Source organism: Bradyrhizobium sp. CCBAU 051011, assembly GCF_009930815.1.
Classification (GTDB): Bacteria; Pseudomonadota; Alphaproteobacteria; order Rhizobiales; family Xanthobacteraceae; genus Bradyrhizobium.
The window spans coordinates 7,387,406-7,409,829 of sequence record NZ_CP022222.1 but is presented as its reverse complement, the minus strand read 5'-3'; the positions used below and the strand labels follow the sequence as shown (position 1 = coordinate 7,409,829).

General features: G+C 62.8%; 25 protein-coding genes. 21 read left to right on the top strand and 4 right to left on the bottom strand.

The features are described from left to right. Positions 1–51: 51 nt before the first annotated feature. The 4 genes from ACH79_RS35000 to hemB all read right to left on the bottom strand — a co-directional run bounded on the left by ACH79_RS35000 (position 52) and on the right by hemB (position 3,363). Complete coding sequence (locus ACH79_RS35000; protein WP_161855008.1) at positions 52–597, bottom strand: hypothetical protein; 546 nt, start codon at positions 595–597, stop codon at positions 52–54. A 6-nt stretch (positions 598–603) separates the two neighbouring features. After that, positions 604–1,380 (bottom strand): arginyltransferase, encoded by a 777-nt coding sequence (locus tag ACH79_RS34995; protein ID WP_057849385.1) that lies wholly within the window; start codon positions 1,378–1,380, stop codon positions 604–606. A gap of 178 nt (positions 1,381–1,558) precedes the next feature. Next, positions 1,559–2,143, bottom strand: coding sequence for an RDD family protein (locus ACH79_RS34990; protein ID WP_161855007.1), 585 nt, complete (start codon positions 2,141–2,143; stop codon positions 1,559–1,561). Positions 2,144–2,301: 158 nt separating this feature from the next. Continuing rightward, complete coding sequence (gene hemB / locus ACH79_RS34985; RefSeq protein ID WP_161855006.1) at positions 2,302–3,363, bottom strand: porphobilinogen synthase; 1,062 nt, start codon at positions 3,361–3,363, stop codon at positions 2,302–2,304. Between the two features lie 246 nt (positions 3,364–3,609). On the opposite strand from hemB, the gene ACH79_RS34980 reads away from it, so the two are divergent. The 21 genes from ACH79_RS34980 (at position 3,610) to ACH79_RS34880 (ending at position 22,383) form a co-directional block, all read left to right on the top strand. Continuing rightward, complete coding sequence (locus tag ACH79_RS34980) at positions 3,610–4,029, top strand: DUF6163 family protein (RefSeq protein WP_246738251.1); 420 nt, start codon at positions 3,610–3,612, stop codon at positions 4,027–4,029. Positions 4,030–4,472: 443 nt separating this feature from the next. After that, complete coding sequence (ldtR, locus tag ACH79_RS34975) at positions 4,473–4,988, top strand: transcriptional regulator LdtR (RefSeq protein WP_028345688.1); 516 nt, start codon at positions 4,473–4,475, stop codon at positions 4,986–4,988. 350 nt (positions 4,989–5,338) lie between these two features. Beyond that, on the top strand, positions 5,339–6,232 hold the full coding sequence (locus ACH79_RS34970; RefSeq protein ID WP_246738250.1) for a carbohydrate ABC transporter permease: 894 nt from the start codon (positions 5,339–5,341) through the stop codon (positions 6,230–6,232). Between the two features lie 10 nt (positions 6,233–6,242). Then, positions 6,243–7,073 carry a carbohydrate ABC transporter permease gene (locus ACH79_RS34965; protein ID WP_246738249.1) on the top strand — a complete coding sequence of 277 codons (831 nt, stop codon included), beginning with the start codon at positions 6,243–6,245 and terminating at the stop codon, positions 7,071–7,073. A gap of 44 nt (positions 7,074–7,117) precedes the next feature. Further along, positions 7,118–8,404, top strand: a complete 1,287-nt coding sequence (locus tag ACH79_RS34960; RefSeq protein ID WP_161855004.1) for an extracellular solute-binding protein — start codon at positions 7,118–7,120, stop codon at positions 8,402–8,404. Between the two features lie 74 nt (positions 8,405–8,478). Beyond that, entirely contained in the window at positions 8,479–9,573 is a 1,095-nt protein-coding gene (locus ACH79_RS34955; protein WP_161855003.1) for an ABC transporter ATP-binding protein, read from the top strand. A 114-nt stretch (positions 9,574–9,687) separates the two neighbouring features. Continuing rightward, complete coding sequence (locus tag ACH79_RS34950) at positions 9,688–9,912, top strand: hypothetical protein (protein ID WP_161855002.1); 225 nt, start codon at positions 9,688–9,690, stop codon at positions 9,910–9,912. A 37-nt stretch (positions 9,913–9,949) separates the two neighbouring features. Further along, complete coding sequence (locus ACH79_RS34945; RefSeq protein ID WP_161855001.1) at positions 9,950–10,171, top strand: hypothetical protein; 222 nt, start codon at positions 9,950–9,952, stop codon at positions 10,169–10,171. Between the two features lie 105 nt (positions 10,172–10,276). After that, a complete protein-coding gene (locus tag ACH79_RS34940) occupies positions 10,277–10,633 on the top strand; it encodes a DUF6152 family protein (RefSeq protein WP_161855000.1) in 357 nt (118 codons plus the stop codon). A gap of 6 nt (positions 10,634–10,639) precedes the next feature. Further along, positions 10,640–11,128, top strand: coding sequence for a DUF6644 family protein (locus tag ACH79_RS34935; RefSeq protein ID WP_161854999.1), 489 nt, complete (start codon positions 10,640–10,642; stop codon positions 11,126–11,128). Between the two features lie 10 nt (positions 11,129–11,138). Continuing rightward, positions 11,139–11,714 (top strand): histidine phosphatase family protein, encoded by a 576-nt coding sequence (locus ACH79_RS34930; RefSeq protein WP_161854998.1) that lies wholly within the window; start codon positions 11,139–11,141, stop codon positions 11,712–11,714. Positions 11,715–12,851: 1,137 nt separating this feature from the next. Further along, positions 12,852–13,475 (top strand): glutathione S-transferase family protein, encoded by a 624-nt coding sequence (locus tag ACH79_RS34925; RefSeq protein ID WP_161854997.1) that lies wholly within the window; start codon positions 12,852–12,854, stop codon positions 13,473–13,475. Positions 13,476–13,688: 213 nt separating this feature from the next. Next, positions 13,689–14,987 (top strand): serine hydroxymethyltransferase, encoded by a 1,299-nt coding sequence (glyA, locus tag ACH79_RS34920; protein WP_161854996.1) that lies wholly within the window; start codon positions 13,689–13,691, stop codon positions 14,985–14,987. 13 nt (positions 14,988–15,000) lie between these two features. Then, a complete protein-coding gene (gene nrdR / locus ACH79_RS34915; protein ID WP_057839076.1) occupies positions 15,001–15,483 on the top strand; it encodes a transcriptional regulator NrdR in 483 nt (160 codons plus the stop codon). Next, on the top strand, positions 15,480–16,634 hold the full coding sequence (ribD, locus tag ACH79_RS34910; protein ID WP_161854995.1) for a bifunctional diaminohydroxyphosphoribosylaminopyrimidine deaminase/5-amino-6-(5-phosphoribosylamino)uracil reductase RibD: 1,155 nt from the start codon (positions 15,480–15,482) through the stop codon (positions 16,632–16,634). Before nrdR ends, ribD begins: the two co-directional genes overlap by 4 nt. Before the next feature lie 104 nt (positions 16,635–16,738). Continuing rightward, positions 16,739–17,347: a riboflavin synthase gene (locus tag ACH79_RS34905; protein ID WP_161854994.1), complete on the top strand. Its 609-nt coding sequence runs from the start codon at positions 16,739–16,741 to the stop codon at positions 17,345–17,347. Positions 17,348–17,540: 193 nt separating this feature from the next. Then, complete coding sequence (ribH, locus tag ACH79_RS34900; protein WP_161854993.1) at positions 17,541–18,032, top strand: 6,7-dimethyl-8-ribityllumazine synthase; 492 nt, start codon at positions 17,541–17,543, stop codon at positions 18,030–18,032. A gap of 2 nt (positions 18,033–18,034) precedes the next feature. After that, positions 18,035–18,529 carry a transcription antitermination factor NusB gene (gene nusB / locus ACH79_RS34895; RefSeq protein WP_371419483.1) on the top strand — a complete coding sequence of 165 codons (495 nt, stop codon included), beginning with the start codon at positions 18,035–18,037 and terminating at the stop codon, positions 18,527–18,529. Continuing rightward, the gene (thiL, locus tag ACH79_RS34890) at positions 18,522–19,517 is read left to right on the top strand and encodes a thiamine-phosphate kinase (RefSeq protein WP_246738248.1); all 996 of its coding nucleotides are present in this window, start codon (positions 18,522–18,524) and stop codon (positions 19,515–19,517) included. Before nusB ends, thiL begins: the two co-directional genes overlap by 8 nt. A 203-nt stretch (positions 19,518–19,720) precedes the next feature. Next, positions 19,721–19,930, top strand: coding sequence for a cold-shock protein (locus ACH79_RS34885; protein ID WP_028345703.1), 210 nt, complete (start codon positions 19,721–19,723; stop codon positions 19,928–19,930). Positions 19,931–20,262: 332 nt separating this feature from the next. Beyond that, positions 20,263–22,383 (top strand): sodium-translocating pyrophosphatase, encoded by a 2,121-nt coding sequence (locus ACH79_RS34880; RefSeq protein ID WP_161854991.1) that lies wholly within the window; start codon positions 20,263–20,265, stop codon positions 22,381–22,383. Positions 22,384–22,424: the final 41 nt, after the last annotated feature.

Sequence of the window (22,424 nt, the reverse complement as noted above, 5' to 3'; positions counted from 1 at the left end):
GAATCTTGAGTACGGCCCCCGGATTTCGCTGCGCTCCATCCGGGCTACAAGCTAACACAGCCCGCTCATATGCCGGAACTTCCAGAGAGACGGCACATCCTGAGGATTATTTCTTGGCACGTATCCGCGCAGCGTCGTCTTCGGTCCTTTCAGCCTGAACTCATCGATGCCGCACGAGGTTGGACCCTCGTACACACTCACCGTCACGTAATAGAAATCGGGTAGGATCTTTTCGATCCTGGCTTCGGATTCGATGTCCGCATTCGGGTGTTTCCATAAATGGATGACTTTGCGACCGGGTTCGGGCTTGTCGAACAAAGGAACATTCGGAGCGAAGAGATCGGCGACTTCGCCAATTTCATTGACCTGCCGACCATAGCCGTTGAGGAATTTCACAAGCTTGGCGGATGGGTTCTTGGTCTCGACACAGCGACCATGATAGTCCTTATGGCCGGTTTCGCAGGCAAAAGCGTAGGTGCTCGTCAGCAAAGCCAAAAAGAGCAACGCGAGGAGGACTTGCGATCTGAACTTCCGAGTACTGACAAATGACACCGACGGCGCGGGTGCGCCTTTGCCCGCCGCGCAATGCCGAACCATCGTTGTCTAATCCTGCGGCTCGGTCAGCATCTCGCCAGAAGCGTCCACCCGGAGCCAGCCTGACGGCGCCAGCCGCTGCTGCGGCAGGAAGCGGCCCTTGTAGTCCATCTTCTTGGAGCCCTCGATCCAGTAGCCGAGATAGACATAAGGCAGCCCGAGCCGGCGGGCGCGGGTGATGTGGTCGAGGATCATGAAGGTGCCGAGCGAGCGGCTCTGCTGCGACGGCTCGAAGAACGAGTACACCATCGACAGCCCGTCGCTGAGCACGTCGGTGAGCGCCACCGCAATGAGCTCCTCGCCGCGGCCGGTGATGCCGGTGTCGACGCCGCGCTTGCGGTACTCGATGATGCGGGTTTCGACATGGCTGTCTTCCACCATCATCGCGTAATCGAGCACGGTCATGTCGGCCATGCCGCCATGGCGGTGCCGCTTGTCGAGATAGGCGCGGAATACCGAATACTGCTCCGAGGTCGGCACTGCGCTGCGCTGCTCGCCGACGATGTCGGCATTGCGCGCTAGGACTTTCTTGAAGTTGCGCGAGGGACGGAATTCGTTGGCGATCACGCGCACGGAAACGCAGGCCCGGCACTGGTCGCAGGCCGGGCGGTAGGCGATCGACTGGCTGCGGCGGAAGCCGCCATGGGTCAAGAGGTCGTTGAGGTCGCCGGCCTTGTCGCCGACCAGATGCGTGAACACCTTGCGCTCGTGCCGGCCCGGCAGATAGGGGCAGGGCGAGGGCGCCGTCAGGTAGAATTGCGGGGTATCACGCGAGTGCTGGGTCACGTCGGTTCGTCAGGCCTCCGAAACAATCAACCATAGCGCTTTCGAGCGAAGTAGACACCAGTTCCCGTTAAAAAAACGCCTCACACAAGAAAAGTGCCGGCCCGACCCGATTCAGCGGGCCGGACCGGCTCTAGTATTGCGCCCCAAAGGCTGACGGTCAATCCGGTTTGCTGGTCGCTCAGTAGCTGCTGCGGGGCGAAGGCGCTACCTGGGTACGAACCGAGCTGTTGATGACCACGGTTCCCAGGATCATGTCGTGCAGCAGCCGGCGGCGGCCGTTGAACAGACCGATCAAGAGCACCAGCGGGGTCAGGAACGAGACGGAGATCCAGTACAGCACGGCATGGCAGGCCCCGAGCACGAAATAGCCCGGTGCGCCGTACCAAGTACGCAATTCCAGATCCATTGCGCGCATGCCAAGCGTCGCCGAATGCGGCCCGCCGATCGAGGCACCGTAATAGACAATCGCCCACACGATGGTAGCCGGCCACGCCAGCCAGAACAGCATCCAGCCAAGTCCCAGCGTAACGATGCCAAACACGAAGATGAAGATGTAGCCGAGGACGACCGGCACTGACAGCACCACGAGGTCGATCAGAAACGCAAACACCCGCCGCGTCAGCACGCCGCGAAACAGTTCCGGCTGCATATCGGGATCGAACGCATGCGGCGGCACCCCGCCGTCGTTCCGCCAGGCGCCGCCAGCACTTGATGGGCCGCCGGCATCCGCGCCGCCGCTATTGCCAGAGCCGCTATAAGACATGGTTCGTCCTCCAGGCCGATATTTCCCGAACGAGAGACATGGGAACCGGCTGGGCCCGCGCCAAGGGCCTGCGACCATTAACAGCGAGCAATATTGAGCGGCGAATGGCGAATAGTGCGTGGCGAGTAGCGAATATAGGCATTCCCATTCGCTACTCGCTATTCGCCTTTTTTCAACCGCTCGGCGGCCTTCGGCGCAAAATACGTCAAAATCCCGTCGGCGCCGGCGCGCTTGAAGCCGAGCAGGCTTTCCATCATCGCGCGCTCGCCGTCGATCCAGCCATTGCTGGCGGCGCCTGATATCATCGCGTATTCGCCCGACACCTGGTAGACGAAGGTCGGCATCGAAAACGTGTCCTTCACCCGCCGCACGATGTCGAGATAGGGCATGCCGGGTTTCACCATCACCATGTCGGCGCCTTCTGCAATATCGAGTTCGACCTCGCGCAAGGCTTCGTCGGAATTGGCGCTGTCCATCTGGTAGGTGCGCTTGTCGCCAGACAGCGTTTTTGCCGAGCCGATAGCGTCGCGGAACGGGCCGTAGAAGGCGCTAGCGTATTTCGCCGCGTAGGACATGATCTGCACATCGACGAAACCATTGTCGTCCAGCGCCTCGCGGATCGCGCCGATGCGGCCGTCCATCATGTCGGAGGGCGCTATGACGTCGCAACCGGCCTCGGCCTGCACCAGCGCCTGTTTCACCAACACCGCCACCGTCTCGTCGTTGAGGATCTTGCCGTCCTCGATCAGCCCGTCATGGCCGTGACTGGTAAAGGGATCCAGCGCGACGTCGCAAAGCAGGCCGATCTCGGGAAATTCCTTCTTGATCGCGCGCACCGACTGGCAGACCAGATTGTTCGGATTGAGCGCCTCGGAACCGGTCTCGTCTCGGAGGGACGGCTCGGTATAGGGAAACAGCGCGATGCAGGGGATGTTCAGCTTCATCGCGCGCTCGGCATCGCGCACCGCCTGATCGACGGTGAGGCGATCGACGCCGGGCATCGAGGCCACCGGCGTGCGCGCGTTGGTGCCGTCGACCACGAACAGCGGCCAGATCAGGTCGTCTGTTGTCAGCACGTTCTCGCGCACCAGCCGCCGCGTCCATTCCGCCTTGCGGTTGCGGCGGGGGCGGATGATCAGGTCGAGCGGGGTGGAGGCGAGGGCGGTCTGCCGCCGCGGCGCGTCGCGCATTTCGATCGGGCGCCCAAATTTGATCGCCATGTGATGGGTACTCCTGAAGACGACGGCTCAATTTTGATTTGTTCCAGTTCTAGCACCTTGCCCGCCGCCCGTCACCGCGCCTTGATCCATCTCATCGGCAATTGATTTTGCCGTGCCGGCGGGCCAAGACATGAGGCCATGAGCAGATTCCAGCACCATTCAGCCCCGATTCCGGGGGCAGCTTCCAATTCAGCTCGTGGGCCGGCGTCTGACCTTTCGGCGCGGGACAAGGCCCGGGACAATGCGATGTCGGTCGGGGCGATGTCGTCGGAACGGATCGAGTCCGAGGAGAATGTGTGGACGCGGCGCCTCGTGCTGTTCCTGCGCATCATGGCGATCGTGTCGATCATGAAGGGCCTGTACCACTGGGCGCAGGTCACAGGTTTCATCGGCGGCGAGGAAGAGGCGTTCGAGAACCAGTCGATGGCCTGGCAGACGGCGACCGTCTATTTCGCCGTCATCGAACTCGTCGCCGCCGTCGGCCTCTGGCTCGCCACGCCCTGGGGCGCGGTGGTGTGGCTCACCACCGTGGTGTCGATGGCGGTAATCGAACTGATGTTCCCGGGGATCTATGGCGGCAGCCTGACAGTGGTGGCGCTCGAGGCCGTGATGCTCGGCGCCTATCTCATGCTCGCATGGATGGCCGCGCGCGAACGCCCGCCGTAGCGGTTTGCGCTGATGCGCTCCCTCGACGCGGGAAGAAGGGAGAAGCAACGTGTCAGTTTTCCGCCATAATCAATTCGCGTGCAAAAATCGCGACGCGGTCCCGTACAATTTTCCAAAATTTTCCCGGTAACCTTTCAGTCACCGTTAAGGGGCGTAAAGGGTTCCACCACACATCTTACGCGAGCGTTTCGATTTCAGACGCACCTGTTTCCGAATGCGACAGGGGGTGCAGACGAAGCGTGAACAGGGCGCTTCCAGCCTCAATGAAATGTTGCAAAAAGCCTTGATCCATAGGGCTTAATGCACAATTCACTCTGTTAAATTCATGATCTCTTTATTGTCTTATTTAAGCGGATCTTCAAACGGGCCCCTTAAGTTGAAGCTATCAGGCGGGACAGAAGTTTCGTCGAAATAAGTCGAAAAACGACGACAGGGGAAGTGTCATGATCAAAGCCGTTGCGACGGCGGTGGAAACCGCTGAACGCTCTGCCGGTCAAACTCCGGTGCAGCCGCTCTATCTGGAAGCGTTGACTTTGGTGGAGCGGCTTCATCGCCGGCTGCTCGACGTCATCAAGGACGAATTCGATCGCCGCGGCCGCGCCGACATCAATTCGGTGCAGGCTCTGCTGCTCTATAACATCGGCGACAAGGAGCTGACCGCGGGCGAGCTGCGCACGCGCGGTTACTATCTCGGCTCCAATGTCTCCTACAACCTGAAGAAGCTCGTTGAGCTCGGCTTCCTCGATCATCAGCGCTCCCGCGTTGATCGTCGCTCGGTCCGCATCCGCCTGACCGCGCAGGGCCAGGAGATCCGCAAGATCGTCGACGCGCTCTATCAGAAGCACGTCAAGACGGTGGAGCAGGTCGGCGGCATCTCGAACGAGGAGTTCGCGACGCTGAACAAGTCGCTGCACCGCCTCGAGCGGTTCTGGACCGACCAGATCCTGTATCGGCTCTGAGAATTTCGTTCTGCCTAACGGTCAAGCCGGCCACATAGAAGACCGGCAAACCAAAGGGCGGACAATGAACTGGCAAGGCAGTAAGCCTTGCTCAAAGCGCATCGGCCCCGGTTTTCCGGGTCCGGTGCGTTTTGTTTTTCAGACAACCTCAAGTCGCGTCGCTGCGCACGGATGTTTAGATTGCGCCCGGCGTTCACCGACTTCCTTTGCACCATCCGATTGTGCCTCTTGCACAATCCGGATTGACTAGCCTTCGAGCCCCCGCCCATAATCCCAAATAAATACAGGCTTCACGCACGTAGCGGCCGGAAAGAGCCGTGACGGCTTGACGCCCAAATGGGGAAACGGGCTTGTCGGCATCACGGCGTCCCATGTTCGGCGAGCAACAGCGCTTCGTGCTGCTTCTGATCGCGCCGGCTGCGCTGCTGCTGTTGTTGTTTCAGGTCGTGCCGATCGTGATTGGCGCCAACGCCAGCTTTCGCGACTGGGCGCTCTACAATCCCAAGAAGACCTGGATCGGCTTCGACCACTATGTCGCCGTGATATCGGATCCGGCGTTCCTGTACGTAGTGCTGCCGAACACCTTCCTGTTCATGGTGCTGAGCGTTGCCGGCGCGCTGGTGGCAGGGCTGGCTTTGGCGCTCCTGCTCAACCGTCCGTTCCGCGGCCAGAAGCTGGTGCAGACGATCCTCCTGGTGCCGCTGATGGTGGCGCCCGTGATCGCCGCGATCATGATCCGCTGGATCTTCAACGACCAGTTCGGCATCGTGAATGTGGTGCTGGAAGCCATCGGCCTCGATGGGCAGCCCTGGCTGGTGCAGCGCTGGAGCGCGTTCGGCATCATCTTGCTGACCGACATCTGGCTGTGGACGCCGTGGTTCACGCTATTGCTGCTCGCGGGCCTGCAGAGCCTGCCGAAGGAGCCATTCGAGGCCGCCGCCATCGACGGCACCACCGCCTGGCGCGTGTTCCGCTATCTCACGCTGCCGATGCTGCGCCCGGTGATCGTGGTCTGCGTGGTGATCCGCGCCATCGACGCCTTCCGCACTTTCGATATCGTGTGGACGCTGACCGGCGGCGGGCCGGGCCGCTCGACCGAGCTGTTCAGCCTCTACGCCTATGTCCACGCCTTCCTCAATCTCGATCTCGGCCGCGGTTCGGCAGCCGCGATCATCGGCGGGCTCGTCATTCTCGTGATTGGCGTGGCGCTCTATCGCCTCGTCGACCGTATCGCAAAGGCTTGATCCGATGGCCATGGTAAGCCGCCCCCAATTTCTGCCGTGGCTGCCGCCGATGGGCCGCAAGACGCTGTTTGCGCTCGCGGTCGCCTTCATCTGCTTTGCGTTCGCCTTTCCGGTGCTGTGGCTGATCCTGACCTCGCTGCGCCCGGAATCCGGCATCTATTACGTCCATCGCGGCACCGAGTTCACGCTCGCCAGCTTCGCCGAGGTGTTGACCGACGACCGGATTGTGGCGGCCTTTCTCAACAGCGCGCTGATCTCGACATTGGCGACCGTGTTCTCGCTGCTGGTGACGGTCTCGAGTGGCTACATGTTGTCGCGCTTCACCGGGCCGGCCTCGCGACTCTGGTTCGGCACCATCTATGTGTTCCGCTGCGTGCCCTACATCTCCTGGGTCTTGCCGCTCTATTTTGTGACGCAAAGCTGGGGCCTCTATGACACCTATACCGGCCTGCTGCTGCCGCACATAGCGGTGCACATCTGCTTCTTCTCCTGGCTGATGAAGGGCTTTTTCGACGGCATTGATCCGTCGATGGAATATGCCGCCATGATCGACGGTTGCACCCGGTGGGGCGCCTTCATCCGCGTCGCGGTGCCGTCGGCGCTGCCGGCGATATCGGCGCTCGCGGTGCTGTGCTGGTTGTTCACCTGGAACGAGTTTTTGTTCGCGCTGATCCTTACCGGCAATCGCGTGCCTGTCATCACGGTGGTCATGGCGCAGTTCGTCACCGAGATGGGACTGCGCTGGAATCTGATGGCGGCGACCGCGGTCATGGCGCTGGTGCCGGCCTTCCTGATCGCGCTGTTCGGCCAGAAATACGTCATCCGGGGACTACGGATCTAGCTGAGGGACGACACGACACAACGACAAAAAGAGGAGGAGAGGCGATGCAGGGACTGGCGAGATGGTTCGTTGCGGCAACCGCAGCCCTGGTGGCTGTGACCGGCAGTGCCGCCGCACAGGTGAAGGAGCTGCGGATCGGCTATCAGCCGAGCCCGATCCAGGATGCCTCGATTGCGATGTTCGAGGCCTGGGGCGCCAAGAACGGCGTCAAGATCGTCAAGGTGCCGAATTCCTACGGCGTCTATGTCGAGAAGATGACGGCCTCGCTGACCTCGAACTCGGATCAGTATGACGTGATCTGGCACAATGACGACTGGGGTCAGACCTGGGCGCATCTGCTGGAGCCGACCGACGATGTCGAAGCCAACAAGTTTGGCTCCAAATGGAGCATGTCGCCCATCGTGTTCGCCAATGCGCAGGGACAGAACACCGTCGTACCGATGGGCCAGACTTTCAGCGTGTTCTTCTACCGCTCCGACCTCGTCAAGCCCGACGAAGTGCCGAAGACGCTGGATGAGCTCGTCACCCTGAGCAAGAAGCTACAGGCGGACGGCAAGGTGAAGTTCGGCTATGTCGGTGGCATGTCGATGAACCACTCCTGGTTCAGCTGGTTCTGGTCGATGTGGGCCAACAATTGCGACGTGCTGCTGCCGGCCTACGAGCGGGACAACAAGAAGCTCGCGGAAGCCGGCTGGAAATCGAGCATGACCGACCCCTGCATGCAGAAGACGGTGGAGTACTGGTGGGATGCGATCAACACCCACAAGATCGCGCCGCGCGGCATGCCGGCCTATGACCGCAACGAAGCCAACGCCATCTTCATGGCGGGCGACGCCGCATTCACGGTGGCTGATACGCTGTGGTGGGGCACGTTCAACGATCCCAACAAGTCGAAGATTGCCGGCAAGGTCGCCGCGGCGCGCTTCCCACTCGGCCCCGACCGGAAGAAGCCCTTCGGCTGGGATGACATCTGGGGCTGGGCAATCCCGAAGTCTATACCGGAAGAGCGCAAGAAGCTCGCCAAGCAGATGCTGAATGCGATGATGCTCGACAAGGAAGGCCAGATCAAAATGTTCAAGGCGACCGGCGCGCCACCGCCCAACACAGAGTTCTGGCCGGAGATCGCCGCGCAGGATCCCTTCATGAAGCTGCTGAAGGAGGCGGTGCTCGACTCCCCGGACAAGGTGCGCGGCGCCTATTATTTCCCGCAATGGCCCGCCGTGCACAAGGCGTTCAACGACGCCGTCACCAAAGCGGTCACCGGCAAGCGCGAGGACATTGCAAAGGTACTCGCCGAGAACGCCCCGCTGGTCAGCAAGGCCGCGCAGTAATCAACGACGTGAGGCCCGCCGCGCGATTTGCGGCGGGCTTTCCAAACAGCAACAGGTTCGATAGCGGCGAGGCAATGGCAGCAATTTCACTGAGCAAGCTCAACAAGCATTATGGCTCGCTGTTCCACGCCGTGAAGGACGTCGATCTCGAGATTGCCGACAAGGAGTTCGTGGCGCTGGTCGGCCCATCCGGCTGCGGCAAGTCGACGACGCTGCGCATGATCGCAGGCCTGGAAGACATCACCAGCGGCGACATCCGCATCGGCAACAAGGTGGTCAATCACCTGCCGCCGCGCGACCGCGACGTCGCCATGGTGTTCCAGAACTACGCGCTCTACCAGCACATGAGCGTCTACGACAATCTGGCTTTCGGCCTGCGCAACAAGAAGACGCCGGAGGCTGAGATCAAGACGGCGATCGACCGCGCCGCCGGCATGCTCGGGCTGCATGATTTGCTGCAGCGCAAGCCGAAGCAGCTTTCGGGCGGCCAGCAGCAGCGCGTCGCGCTCGGCCGCTGCATCGTCCGCAACCCGCAGGTGTTTCTGTTCGACGAGCCACTGTCGAACCTCGATGCCAAGCTGCGCGCCCAGATGCGTATCGAGATCAAGCGGCTGCATGCGGAAATTCCGACCACCTCGGTATTCGTGACCCACGACCAGGTCGAGGCCATGACGCTCGGGGACCGCGTCGTCATCATGCGCGACGGCCGCATTCAGCAGATCGGTACGCCGCTGCAGGTCTATGGCAAGCCCGCCAACAAGTTCGTCGCCGGCTTCATCGGCGCGCCCGCGATGAACTTTATCGACGTCAACGTGCGCAGCGCGGCGGGCGTGACATCGGTCGAGACGGAGGGCCTGCGGCTCACGATCGGGCCCGCGGATGCGTCCGCGCTCGCGGTGCACAGCGGTCGCCGCGTGATCATGGGCATGCGGCCGGAGCACCTCTCGCTCGGCACTGGCGCCCCGGGCCTTGGTTTCGACGCCCACGTCGAGGTCGTCGAGCAGCTCGGTTCGGAAATCCTGCTGGAGACGAGGGTGGGCAATGCCAGCATCACCGCCGCCCGCGTGCCGGCGGAAACCGTGATCGCGCGCGGCGACCGGGTTCGCCTGTCGGCGCAGGCCGGCCGCCTGCATTTCTTCGATCCGCAGACCGAACTGCCGATTTCCTGAGTGAAATCAGGCCGAAGCACGTTTGTTTGATCGCCTAAAGTTCCGTGTTCCAAAAAAAATGGAACCATCTCGCGCCCTTGCGCATTGTCGGCCCGGCCATAAAACAGGTGGGGCATGCTGGTCGAGCGTGGGTTGCAGGTCATGAACTTCGAGGTGGTGGACGACGCCTATGCCATCGCCTCGAACTACCTCCGCAAAACCGGCGCCATCGCCGACAGCTTCGCCACCGACGAGCGGCTGCTCGAAATCATCGTCAAGATGTTCCAGCTCGGCGAATTCAACCGGATTAGGCTCGCCAACAGGGCAATCGCCAAATTCGAGGCCAGCGTATCGGCCTGACCGTATCAACGGTGTCATCCCACGTGAGGAGAATTCCATGGAAGCCGCGATCGATCGCATCATGCAGACCTATGACCTGCTTCTGAACTGCACTTCCGCAGCCAGCGACGAGGCGCGCGCCAAGGTGACGGCCTATCTCACCACGCTGGTCGAGGCCGGCGAGAAGGATCCGCACCGGCTGACGGTGTGCGGACTGACCTATTTGCGCCAGCTCGACGGCAGCAATGATCCGGTGAAGGCTGGATATACGGGGCTGTAGGGGGACCCGATCGACGCAGCGGGTGGAAGGACAACCTGGCGGAGAAAGGCTTGCTGCCCCGCGCACGCCACCATAGATTCCGGGCTCTGATCGACGGAGGCTGCCATGACCTCACTCACCCGTCGCTTATTCCTGTCGCTTGCGGCAGCGCTCGTGCCGGCTTCCGCCATCGCCCATCACGGCTGGGGCGGATACGATACGTCAAAATCCTTCACCGTCACCGGCAAGATTCTGAAATCGACCTTCGAGAACCCGCATTGCGAGATCGAGATGGAGGTCGACGGCAAGCGCTGGCACTTCGTCCTGGCGCCGCCCTCGCGCATGCAGGCGCGCGGCGCGACGGCTGATCTGATCGCGCCCGGCAAGACCTGCACCGTGTTCGGCTATCCTCACACCACCAAGCCGGACGAGGCGCGGATCGAATATATCGTGCTCGACGGCAAGCGGATCGAGTTGCGGTAGGCGCGCGTGGAACATCAGCCGGCCGCATCGATCTTCCTGTCGCTGCAGGAAAGCGCGCTGGGACACACGATGCGCTCTTCGCCCGCGCTTTATCCCGCGGTCGAGATTTTGCACATCATCGGCTTTGTGGTGCTCGTCGGATCGATCCTGGCGCTCGATCTGAGGCTATTGGGGCTCGGGCGCGCGATTGCGATCCAGCCGATGGCGCAATTGCTGTTGCCGGTGTCGCGCGCCGGCTTTCTGGTCGCGATCAGCATGGGATTTTTGCTGTTCAGCGCCGATGCCTCGCATGTTGTGAAGAACCCGGCATTCCAGGCCAAGGCGCTGCTGATTGTGGCGGCGCTGATCAACATCGTGATCGCGCATGCGATCCCATGGCGCCATGCTGAAGCGTGGGGAAAGGAAGCCTCCCTTGGAGCCAAGGCGACGGCGCTGCTATCGATCCTGCTGTGGCTCGGCGTTATCTGTGCGGGACGCCTGATTGCCTACTTCTAGTGAGGTGGCTATGTCCCTTATTCGCTTCGCCATCTTCGTACTCCTGCTCGGCCTCAGCGCCACGGCGGAGACCGCCATCGCCGACGAGGCTGCAAAGGCCTGGAATGCCCTGCGCGCCGGCGGGCATGTCGCGCTGATGCGGCACGCCGATGCGCCGGGAGGCTTTGGCGATCCGCCCGGCTTCCGCGTCGAGGATTGCGCCACCCAGCGCAACCTCAGCGCCAAGGGCAGGGCGGACGCGGAAAAGATCGGCGCGCGGCTCAAACGGGAAGGGATCGCGTTCGAAAAGATCCTGAGTTCGCCGTGGTGCCGGTGCACCGACACCGCCAAGTTGATGAACCTCGGCACGATCGAGACCGAGCCGACATTCGGCAATGTCGTGGTGCTGCGCGATCAAAGGGAGACGCTTACGGCAGGAGGGCGCGCGCTCATCGCGAAATGGACGGCAGGCGGAAACCTGCTCGTCGTGACGCACGGCGCGAACATTTCGGCGCTGACCGGCGTCTCGCCGGCCAGCGGCGAGATCGTCGTCGTCAAAGGCGGCAGCGACCGCGCCGAACCGGTCGGCCGCCTGCTTCTCGATTGAGCGCAGTGCGATTACCGCGCGTCCGCCCTCGCGTCTTTGTTGCGATACCGGTTCCAGTTGGCGATCACGGCCTCAAATCGCGCAGGTTTCGTGGCCGCTACGGTCGCCGTGTTTTCGGCCGCTGTCTCATGGGTGTCGTTACTGGAAAAAACTGCAACAAATCCAAGAAGACCGGCGATCATCGCGCCGTAAATCAGGAAGGCCGTTATCAGCCAGCGTCGCGTCCTGGCTTTCCGCTGTGGGAGTGAGCTTTCCATCTTGGGAAATCCATCTGTCAGCCCCGGATGGTTTATAGGCGCAGTCAAAACGCCCGCATGTGATCTGGTTCACGAGAGGACCGACGAAAATCTCGCGCAGGTTGAGGGACAAATCAGCTAGATGTTGTGTCCAGTGGCGCTCTTAAAAATATTCTGCTTTCGTTCTCACCCAAATCAGTCGCATAACTCCGCCCGTCTCACGGCAAATGAGGGGCGTCGGCCATCGTCACGAACGCGCGGTGAGATGCGATGGACGTGAATGGCGCGAGACGTGCGCGCCGGAAGCGTACGGCGAAGTCGTGTGGTCCTGGCGTCGCGGTGCTGGCGTTAAGTCCAAGAGAAGCGAAGCTTCTCGGGGGCGACGGAGGCAAAAGAGCCGTTCTCCGGGGAGAGCTCGTTATAAGCCGTAAAGCCATTGCGCAGGGAAGGCCGGAGTGTTTCCGCTGTACCTGTATGCTCGTGTGCGTTTTCCTTTATGCGCAACGGCACACGAGACCTCGGGTGCAGCAAGCACCCGGTCTTCCCTGCGCCCTCCCAATGAGAGGGCGGACAAAGAGATGAAAAACTCGGGCAAAACATGTCGCGAGATCGCGAATCTATATCACCGTCATTGCGAGCGCAGCGAAGCAATCCATCTCGCGGCATAACGGAAAAATGGATTGCTTCGCTGCGCTCGCAATGACGCTGATGGGCCGCGGCGTACTGGCTGCTGTAGGATGGGTAGAGCGAAGCGAAACCCATCGCGACATGCGCCGTATTGGTGGCATTGATGGGTATCGCTTCGCTCCACCCATCCTACGGTCTGCGATGTGGATTGCTTCGCCTGGTTGGCAATGACAGTCTCAAGTGAACCGCGCCAGCAACAACCAGAGGAAACCCCATGCTCACGCTCCACCATCTCAACGACTCCCGCTCGCAGCGGATCCTGTGGCTGCTGGAAGAGCTCGGGCTTCCGCACGAGATCAAGCGCTATCAGCGCAACGCCGAGACCCGACTCGCGCCGCCGGAGTTGAAAGCGATTCATCCGCTCGGCAAATCGCCCGTCATCACCGACGGCGACACCACCATCGCCGAGTCCGGCGCCATCGTCGATTACATCATCCGCCATTACGGTAAGGGCGCGATGATGCCGGCGCCCGGCAGCGCCGACTACGAAGCCTACAACGAGTGGCTGCATTATTCCGAAGGCTCGGCGATGCTGCCGCTGATGCTCAACCTCTATGTCGGCCGGCTGAAGGAGGCTGGCGCGCCCCTGCATCCGCGCATCGACAGCGAGCTCGCCAACCACCTCGGCTATGTCGACGGCGCACTGAAGGGGCGGGAGTTCTTCGTCGGGGCGTCGCTGACCGGTGCCGACATCCAGATGAGCTTTGTCGGCGAGATGGCAAAAGTGTTCGACAAGCTCGGCCCCTATCCGAACCTTGCCGCCTGGCTGGAGCGCATGCACGCCCGGCCGGCGTTCCAGCGCTCGGTCGCCAAGGGCGGGCCGTACCGGTTTGCGTGACGGTGAATGGGGTTTCGGATCGGAGGCGACGGGAAACAGGGGGGCTTGGAACCCCCTACATCCCCACCATATCTTGCACAAATACCAGCCGGATACCGCAAATGCTTGGCCACTTCGGCCGGATGTGGTATCTCGCAGGCTTCTTTCGACCGGCCACACCAGACCCGCCCGCTTCGCCCCCAAGGGCCTGCGGCGGTGGAGATATTTCGTCCAATGACCAGCGCCAAGACCGCCTCCGCGCCCGACTCGTTCTTCACGGCCACCCTTGCCGAGGCCGACCCGGAAATCGCCGCCGCGATCAAGGGCGAACTCGGTCGCCAGCGGCACGAGATCGAACTGATTGCGTCCGAAAATATCGTCAGCCGGGCCGTGCTGGAAGCACAGGGCTCGGTGATGACCAACAAGTACGCGGAAGGTTATCCGGGCGCGCGGTACTATGGCGGCTGCGAATGGGTCGACGTCGCCGAGACGCTGGCGATGGAGCGCGCCAAGAAGCTGTTCGGCGCCCAGTTTGCCAACGTGCAGCCGAACTCCGGCAGCCAGATGAACCAGGCGACGTTTCTGGCGCTGCTGCAGCCCGGCGATACCTTCATGGGCCTCGACCTCGCTGCCGGCGGCCATCTCACCCACGGCTCGCCGGTCAACATGTCCGGCAAGTGGTTCAAGGCTTCGCACTACACGGTGCGGCGCGAGGACCAGATCATCGACATGGATGAAGTGGCGAAGCAGGCCGAGCAGGTGAAGCCGAAGCTGATCATCGCCGGCGGGTCGGCCTATTCGCGCGCCTGGGACTTCAAGCGCTTCCGCGAGATCGCCGACAGCGTCGGCGCATATCTGCTGGTCGACATGGCGCATTTCGCCGGCCTCGTCGCCGGCGGCGTCCATGCCTCGCCGGTGCCGCATGCCCACGTCACTACGACGACGACGCATAAGTCGCTGCGCGGCCCGCGCGGCGGCCTGATCCTGTGCAACGACGAGGCGATTGCCAAAAAACTGAATTCGGCGATCTTCCCGGGCCTGCAGGGTGGTCCCCTGATGCACGTCATCGCCGCCAAGGCGGTAGCGTTCGGCGAGGCGCTGCGTCCGGACTTCAAGGTCTACGCCAAGAACGTCGTCGAGAACGCCAAGGCGCTGGCGGAAACGCTGCGCGGCCACGGCCTCGATATCGTCTCCGGCGGCACCGATAACCATCTGATGCTGGTCGACCTCAGGCCGAAGGGTCTGAAGGGCAACGTCTCGGAGAAGGCGCTGGTGCGCGCTGCCATCACCTGCAACAAGAACGGCATTCCCTTCGATCCCGAAAAGCCGTTCGTGACCTCGGGCTTGCGTCTCGGCACGCCGGCGGCGACCACACGCGGCTTTGGCGTAGCCGAGTTCAAGCAGGTCGGCGGCATGATCGCCGAGGTGCTCAATGCGCTGGCGCAGTCGGAAGACGGCAAGGCGCCGCTGGTTGAAGCTGCGATCAAGGAACGCGTGAAGGCGCTGACCGACCGCTTCCCGATCTATCAGTAAAGGACGCGAGTGGATGCGCTGTCCGAGCTGCAACAGTCTCGATACGCAGGTGAAGGATTCACGGCCGACCGAGGACTCGGCCGTGATCCGGCGGCGGCGGGTGTGCATCGCCTGCAACTTCCGTTTCACCACTTTCGAGCGGGTGCAGTTGCGCGAACTGACCGTGATCAAGCGCAACGGTCGCCGGGTGCCGTTCGACCGCGACAAGCTGGTCCGCTCGCTGCAGATCAGTCTGCGCAAGCGGCCAGTCGACCCTGAAAGGGTCGAGAAGATGGTCTCGGCCATCGTGCGCGAACTTGAAAGCGGTGGCGAGGCGGAAGTCTCCTCGGAGGCGATTGGCGAGATCGTGATGGAGCATCTGCGCCAGCTCGACGACGTCGCCTATGTGCGCTTCGCCTCCGTCTACCGCAATTTCCGCGAGGCTAAGGACTTCGAGACGGTGCTCGGCGAACTCACCGGCGAAGACGACGCGCGGGTCGCCACGTTGCGCAAATGATCTTCCGCATCCTGGAAGACAAGTACGGGCAGAAACTCAGGGAGTCCAAAGCCGCGGACCAGCGCTTCATGCAGCTGGCGCTGGCGCTCGGCCGTCGCGGGCTGGGGCGGACCTGGCCGAATCCGGCCGTCGGCGCGGTCGTCGTGAAGGATGGCGTCATCGTCGGCCGCGGCTGGACCCAACCCGGCGGCCGGCCTCACGCCGAGCCTGAGGCGCTGAAGCGCGCGGGCGAGGCCGCGCGCGGCGCCACGCTCTATGTGACGCTCGAACCTTGCTCGCACTTCGGCAAGTCGCCGCCGTGCGTTGATGCCGTGATCGCCTCCGGCATTGCGCGCGTGGTCTCGGCGATCGAAGACCCCAATCCCGAAGTGGCCGGGCAGGGGCACGCAAAACTCCGCGCCGCCGGCATCACCGTCGAGGTCGGCCTCGGCGCTCAGGAAGCCGCGCGCGACCACGCCGGGCATTTCCGCCGCGTCCGCGACAAGCGCCCGCATGTGATCCTGAAACTCGCAGTATCCGACGACGACAAGATCGGCGCGGCCGGCCGCAAGCCGATCGCGATCAGCGCAGAGGCGGCGAAGACACGCGTGCATCTGCTGCGCGCGCAATGCGACGCCATCCTGGTTGGGATCGGCACGGTGCTGGCGGACGATCCGCATCTGACCTGCCGCCTGCCTGGGATGGAAGCGCGCTCGCCGGTGCGGGTGGTGCTGGATCGCGCGCTGCGGCTGCCCGGCACCAGCAAGCTGGTTCAGTCCGCGCGGCAGACGCCGCTCTGGGTGATGACATCAGATTTCGCCGACGCTCCCGCAGCCATGAAGCTCGGCGCCGCCGGCGCGCAGGTGGTGCGCGTTGCGGCTACCGCCAAACCGCCCGGACTGGACTTGCCGGCAGTGCTCCATGCGCTGTCCGGCAAGGGCATCACAAGGCTGATGGTGGAAGGCGGCTCGCGGGTCGCATCCTCCTTCGTCGCCAGCGGCCTGGTCGATGAAATCTGGCTGTTGCGTGGCCCCGACAAGGTCGGCGCCGACGGCATTCCCGCGCTGGACGCATTGCCGCTCTCGGCAATCACCGGGTCGCCCGCGTTCAGGACACGTGCTAGCGAAAGCTTGGATAAGGACACTCTGACTATTTATGAGCGCGCTGTCTAAGCTCGTCATGCCCGGGGGCTTGTCCCGGGCATCCACGTCTTGGCGGCAGATGAAACGGAAGACGTGGATGGCCGGGACAAGCCCGGCCATGACGGTGGTGTAAAATGTTCACTGGAATAGTCACCGACATCGGCGAGATCACAGCCTTGACGCCAACGGCGCAGGGGCAATTGCACCGCATGCGGATCGCCTGCCGCTATGACCAGACAACGATCGCCGATGGCGCCTCGATCGCCTGCAATGGCGTCTGCCTCACGGTGGTAGCATCCGGCGTCGAGGGCGATAAGACCTGGTTCGACGTCGATGTCGCGGCGGAAACGCTCGGCATGACCACGGCCAAGCATTGGGCCAAAGGCACCAAACTCAATCTCGAACGGGCGCTTAAGATCGGCGACGAACTCGGCGGCCATATCGTTGCGGGGCATGCCGACGGGATTGCGACCATCGTCAATCGTGACGATCTGCCCGATATGGCCCGGTTCGAACTGCGTACCACGCGCGAACTCGCCCGCTTCATCGCCGCCAAAGGCTCGGTGACGCTGGACGGAGTATCGCTGACCGTAAACACGGTCGCGGATGTCACATTTTCGGTGCTGATCATCCCGCATACGCTTAGTGTCACCACGCTCAGCGGCTGGGCAGCAGGCAGCGAAGTCAATATCGAGGTCGACCTGATGGCCCGCTACGCGGCGCGGCTGTCGGAAATGAAGTGACGGAGCAGCCGTCATTCCGGGCCGATGCGTTAGCATCGAGCCCGGAATCTCGAGATTCGCCGGGGTGCAATTGCACCACTGAAGTCTGGTCCTTCGGACCATCCCGGAATGACGACGCTCCGAGTAAGTGCTTGGCTTAGCCACCCGCGGCGACTACATAACGCGCCAGTACCAGAGTGAAATGGATTGAATGATGGCAGACGCACGGCGCGCACCGCTGAAAGACCAGACCGACATCACAGGCGCGCGCGCGCTGATCGTCGAGGCGCGGTTTTATGACGACATCCAGGATGCACTGCTGGAAGGCGCCGTCGCCGAGCTGAAGGCCGCCGGGGTGACACACGACGTCATCACGGTTCCCGGCGCGCTGGAGATTCCGGCCGCCATCGCCATTGCGCTCGATGCTGCCGACAGGAACGGTAAACCCTATGACGCCGCGATCGCGCTCGGCTGCGTGGTGCGCGGCGACACCATCCATTTCGAGATCGTCTCGATCGAATCTTCGCGCGCACTGATGGATCTGGCGGTCACGCGCAAGCTGCCGCTCGGTAACGGCATCATCACCGTCAATACCGATGCGCAGGCCTGGGCGAGAGCGCGCGCCAGCGAACTCAACAAGGGCGGCGACGCCGCGCGTGCGGCGCTGGCGATGCTGCGGATCAAACGCCGGCTGGCAAAGGCCTGATGATGATGGCAGAGAAGAAGCCCGCCAAAGCCACTGACAAGAAAGCCAATCGCCGTGGCGCGGCGCGGCTGGCCGCCGTGCAGGCGCTGTACCAGATGGACATCGCGGGCGCCGGCATCAACGACATCTTCGCCGAGTTCGAGAGCCACTGGCTCGGCAACGAAGTCGAAGGCGACAAATACCTGCCGGCGGAGGCGGCGTTTTTCCGCGACGTGGTGTCGGGCGTGGTGCGCGACCAGGCGAGGCTCGATCCCCTGATCGACGATGCGCTGCAGAAGGGCTGGCCGCTGAAGCGGATCGATGCGATTTTGCGCGCGGTGCTGCGCGCCGGCTCCTATGAGCTGGAGCACCGCAGGGATGTGCCGGGCCGCGTGGTCGTATCCGAATATGTCGACGTCGCGCATGCCTTCGTCGAAAAGGACGAGACCGGCATGGTCAACGCCGTACTCGACCAGATCGCGCGTCAGTTCCGCGCCGACGAGTTCGCGCGTGGTTAGCGTCAAACCCGCGTCCGGCGAGGACTCGCTGATCGCGCGATACTTCCGGCCGCTCGCGACAGACCCCGGCTCGTTCCATCTCGACGACGACGCCGCGGCGTTGAGGTCATGGGGCGACGATATCGTGGTGACGACGGATGCCATCGTCGAAGGCGTGCATTTCCTGCCTGACGATCCCCCCGACACGGTCGCGCGCAAGGCGCTGCGGGTGAACCTTTCCGATCTCGCGGCGAAGGGCGCTAAGCCCGCCGGCTTCGTGCTGACGCTGGCCTTGCGCAGCGCCGACGACGCCTGGCTAAAGCCGTTCGCGGCGGCGCTCGGCGACGATGCTGGGCAATTCGCCTGTCCGCTGCTTGGCGGAGACACCGTATCCACGCCGGGGCCGCTGATGGTCTCGGTCACCGCGTTCGGCCGCGTGCCGCCGGGGAAGATGATTCATCGCAGCGGCGCCAGTCCGGGTGATCGGGTGATGGTGACGGGCACGATTGGCGACGCCGCGCTGGGGCTTGCCATCCTGCACGGCGGGAAGGTGCATGCTGCCGCATCCGACAAGGCCGCACGCGAGGCGTTGGTCGGGCGCTATCGCATTCCGCAGCCGCGCGTGGCGCTGGCCGAGATCGTGCGCGACCATGCCAGCGCGGCGATGGATGTGTCGGATGGCCTTGCCGGCGATCTCACCAAGCTCTGCGGCGTGTCCGGCGTATCCGCGGTGATCGATCTGGAGTCGATCCCGTTGTCCGGCGCGGCGCAGGATCTGGTGTCGCGCGGCATTGTCGGCCTGGAAACACTGATTGCAGGCGGCGATGATTACGAGATCCTGTGCACGATACCGGAGGATCGCGTCGAGGCTTTCGCGCAAGCCGCAACGCGTGTCGGCGTCACGGTGAGTTCCATTGGAACGGTGATCGCTGGAAGCGCGGTTCCGAAGTTCATCGACGGACAGGGCAAGGAAATAACGCTGGAACGTCGCTCTTACAGCCATTTTTGAAGGTGGCACGCTAAACGCCGGCCTTTATTTCCCGCCAGCCATTGCTATTTCGCCGAAAACCTATAGGTGTATGGCCATTCGATTACCGTCGTGCCTTTTCGAACGCGCCCTTTGGGGCTTCTTCCAGAGACATCGTCGATATTGGATTTGAATCCGCGCGATCGCCGTGCGGAATGAAAGCCTATGTGCTTTGGAGAAGAGAAATGGCTACGGGAACAGTGAAGTGGTTCAACGGTCAAAAGGGTTTCGGTTTCATTGAGCCCAGCGATGGCAGTAAGGATGTGTTCGTGCACATCTCCGCCGTCGAGCGTGCGGGCCTCGGCGGACTGGCCGAAGGTCAGAAGGTTCAGTTCGAACTCAAGACCGACAAGATGCGGGGCAAGGTGAGCGCGGAAAACCTGTCGCTCGTCTAAGGCCTCGAAACGGTCGTTTCACGGATGTACTGGAATGGCTAGTGAGCCCGCTCGATCCCGATAGGATTGAGCGGGTTCTTGTATTTTTGGGCCCAACCTCAAAGCCAGCGCCTGCCCGCTGTGCAGGCAACGACTTGCCGAGCCCGGTTACCGGTGAATCCTTTCAAAAATCGACGGATTCCGGCCTCGGCGGCGTTGCGCCGGGGAGACGATTTTGGCATGGTCCCGCCGATTTGAGGTCACCCTTCTGGGCAGGGAAGGCCTCCATAATAAGCGCCGGCCGCGCTCGCGGGATGGCGTGGGGCGGAAAACCAGCATCTGAGGCAACTTCTATGACAGCATTATGGGTGATTGTGCTCTGCGGAGCGCTTTCGATCGTTTACGCCATCTGGGCGACGTCTTCCGTTCTGAAATCGGACGCCGGCAATCCGCGTATGCAGGAGATCGCGGCGGCGGTGGCCGAAGGCGCGCAGGCCTATCTGCGCCGCCAGTACATGACGATCGGCATGGTCGGCATCGTGATTTTCGCGCTGCTGGCCTACTTCCTGGGCATGCTGGTTGCGATTGGCTTCCTGGTCGGCGCCGTGCTGTCGGGCGCCGCCGGCTTCATCGGCATGAACGTCTCGGTCCGCGCCAACGTGCGCACCGCGCAGGCGGCGACCACTTCGCTGGCCGGCGGTCTTGAACTGGCCTTCAAGGCGGGCGCGATCACTGGCCTTCTGGTGGCCGGCCTCGCGCTGCTCGGCGTTACCATCTATTTCGCCTATCTCACCCAGATCATGGGGCTGAAGGCCAACGACCGCGTCGTCGTCGACGCGCTGGTGGCACTTGGCTTCGGCGCCTCGCTGATCTCGATCTTCGCCCGTCTCGGCGGCGGCATCTTCACCAAGGGTGCTGACGTCGGCGGCGACCTCGTCGGCAAGGTCGAGGCCGGCATCCCCGAGGACGATCCGCGCAACCCGGCGACCATCGCCGACAACGTCGGCGACAACGTCGGGGACTGCGCCGGCATGGCCGCCGACCTGTTCGAGACCTATGCGGTGACTGCGGTCGCCACCATGGTGCTGGCCGCGATCTTCTTCGCGAACTCGCCGCTGCTGGTGAACATGATGACCCTGCCGCTCGCCATCGGCGGCGTCTGCATCATCACCTCGATCATCGGCACCTTCTTCGTCAAGCTCGGCGCCAGCCAGTCCATCATGGGCGCGCTGTACAAGGGCCTGATCGCGACCGGCGTGCTGTCGCTGCTCGGCGTTGCAGCCGTGATTCACTGGCTGATCGGTTTTGGCGAGCTGGCGGGTGTGAAGTACACCGGCATGGCGCTGTTCCAGTGCGGGGTGATCGGCCTTGTCGTCACCGGCCTGATCATCTGGATCACCGAATACTATACCGGAACCGACTATCGCCCGGTGAAGTCGATTGCGGCGTCCTCGGTCACCGGTCACGGCACTAACGTGATCCAGGGTCTGGCGATCTCGATGGAAGCGACCGCGCTGCCCGCGATCGTCATCATCGCCGGCATCCTGATCACCTACAGCCTTGCCGGCCTGTTCGGCATCGCGATTGCGACCACGACGATGCTTGCGCTGGCCGGGATGATCGTCGCGCTCGACGCCTTCGGCCCGGTCACGGACAATGCCGGCGGCATCGCCGAAATGGCCGGCCTGCCGAAGGAAGTGCGCAAGTCGACCGACGCGCTCGATGCCGTCGGCAACACCACCAAGGCGGTCACCAAGGGCTATGCGATCGGCTCCGCCGGTCTCGGCGCGCTGGTGCTGTTCGCGGCTTACAATGAAGACCTCAAATTCTTCATCGGCAATTCTGCCAAACATCCGTACTTCCAGGGTGTCGCTCCGGACTTCTCGCTCAACAACCCCTACGTCGTGGTTGGCCTCCTGTTCGGCGGCCTGCTGCCGTACCTGTTCGGCGCGCTGGGCATGACCGCCGTCGGCCGTGCGGCCGGTGCGATCGTTGAGGAAGTGCGGCGCCAGTTCCGCGAGAAGCCCGGCATCATGCAGGGCACCGACAAGCCCGATTACGGCAAGGCCGTCGACCTGCTGACCAAGGCGGCGATCAAGGAAATGATCATTCCGTCGCTTTTGCCGGTGCTGTCGCCGATCTTCGTCTACTTCGCGATCTATGCAATCGCGGGCGGCGGCGCGGCCGGCAAGTCGGCGGCATTCTCCGCCGTCGGCGCCATGCTGCTCGGCGTGATTGTGACCGGCCTGTTCGTCGCGATCTCGATGACCTCGGGCGGCGGCGCCTGGGATAACGCCAAGAAGTACATCGAGGACGGTCACTACGGCGGCAAGGGCTCCGACGCCCACAAGGCGGCGGTGACCGGCGACACCGTCGGCGATCCCTACAAGGATACGGCGGGTCCTGCGGTCAACCCGATGATCAAGATCACCAACATCGTGGCGCTGCTGCTGCTGGCGATCCTGGCGCACTGAGCCGGCGAAAGCCGCTCGAAACGAAAACCCCGCGGTGCGAG

Excerpts from the sequence above, each read along its gene's own strand:
- ACH79_RS35000 (WP_161855008.1), bottom strand. The coding sequence starts at position 597 with ATGGTTCGGCATTGCGCGGCGGGCAAAGGCGCACCCGCGCCGTCGGTG.
- ACH79_RS34990 (WP_161855007.1), bottom strand. The coding sequence starts at position 2,143 with ATGTCTTATAGCGGCTCTGGCAATAGCGGCGGCGCGGATGCCGGCGGC.
- hemB (WP_161855006.1), bottom strand. The coding sequence starts at position 3,363 with ATGGCGATCAAATTTGGGCGCCCGATCGAAATGCGCGACGCGCCGCGG.
- ACH79_RS34980 (WP_246738251.1), top strand. The coding sequence starts at position 3,610 with ATGTCGGTCGGGGCGATGTCGTCGGAACGGATCGAGTCCGAGGAGAAT.
- ldtR (WP_028345688.1), top strand. The coding sequence starts at position 4,473 with ATGATCAAAGCCGTTGCGACGGCGGTGGAAACCGCTGAACGCTCTGCC.
- ACH79_RS34965 (WP_246738249.1), top strand. The coding sequence starts at position 6,243 with ATGGTAAGCCGCCCCCAATTTCTGCCGTGGCTGCCGCCGATGGGCCGC.
- ACH79_RS34960 (WP_161855004.1), top strand. The coding sequence starts at position 7,118 with ATGCAGGGACTGGCGAGATGGTTCGTTGCGGCAACCGCAGCCCTGGTG.
- ACH79_RS34955 (WP_161855003.1), top strand. The coding sequence starts at position 8,479 with ATGGCAGCAATTTCACTGAGCAAGCTCAACAAGCATTATGGCTCGCTG.
- ACH79_RS34950 (WP_161855002.1), top strand. The coding sequence starts at position 9,688 with ATGCTGGTCGAGCGTGGGTTGCAGGTCATGAACTTCGAGGTGGTGGAC.
- ACH79_RS34945 (WP_161855001.1), top strand. The coding sequence starts at position 9,950 with ATGGAAGCCGCGATCGATCGCATCATGCAGACCTATGACCTGCTTCTG.
- ACH79_RS34940 (WP_161855000.1), top strand. The coding sequence starts at position 10,277 with ATGACCTCACTCACCCGTCGCTTATTCCTGTCGCTTGCGGCAGCGCTC.
- ACH79_RS34930 (WP_161854998.1), top strand. The coding sequence starts at position 11,139 with ATGTCCCTTATTCGCTTCGCCATCTTCGTACTCCTGCTCGGCCTCAGC.
- ACH79_RS34925 (WP_161854997.1), top strand. The coding sequence starts at position 12,852 with ATGCTCACGCTCCACCATCTCAACGACTCCCGCTCGCAGCGGATCCTG.
- glyA (WP_161854996.1), top strand. The coding sequence starts at position 13,689 with ATGACCAGCGCCAAGACCGCCTCCGCGCCCGACTCGTTCTTCACGGCC.
- nrdR (WP_057839076.1), top strand. The coding sequence starts at position 15,001 with ATGCGCTGTCCGAGCTGCAACAGTCTCGATACGCAGGTGAAGGATTCA.
- ribD (WP_161854995.1), top strand. The coding sequence starts at position 15,480 with ATGATCTTCCGCATCCTGGAAGACAAGTACGGGCAGAAACTCAGGGAG.
- ACH79_RS34905 (WP_161854994.1), top strand. The coding sequence starts at position 16,739 with ATGTTCACTGGAATAGTCACCGACATCGGCGAGATCACAGCCTTGACG.
- ribH (WP_161854993.1), top strand. The coding sequence starts at position 17,541 with ATGGCAGACGCACGGCGCGCACCGCTGAAAGACCAGACCGACATCACA.
- nusB (WP_371419483.1), top strand. The coding sequence starts at position 18,035 with ATGATGGCAGAGAAGAAGCCCGCCAAAGCCACTGACAAGAAAGCCAAT.
- ACH79_RS34885 (WP_028345703.1), top strand. The coding sequence starts at position 19,721 with ATGGCTACGGGAACAGTGAAGTGGTTCAACGGTCAAAAGGGTTTCGGT.
- ACH79_RS34880 (WP_161854991.1), top strand. The coding sequence starts at position 20,263 with ATGACAGCATTATGGGTGATTGTGCTCTGCGGAGCGCTTTCGATCGTT.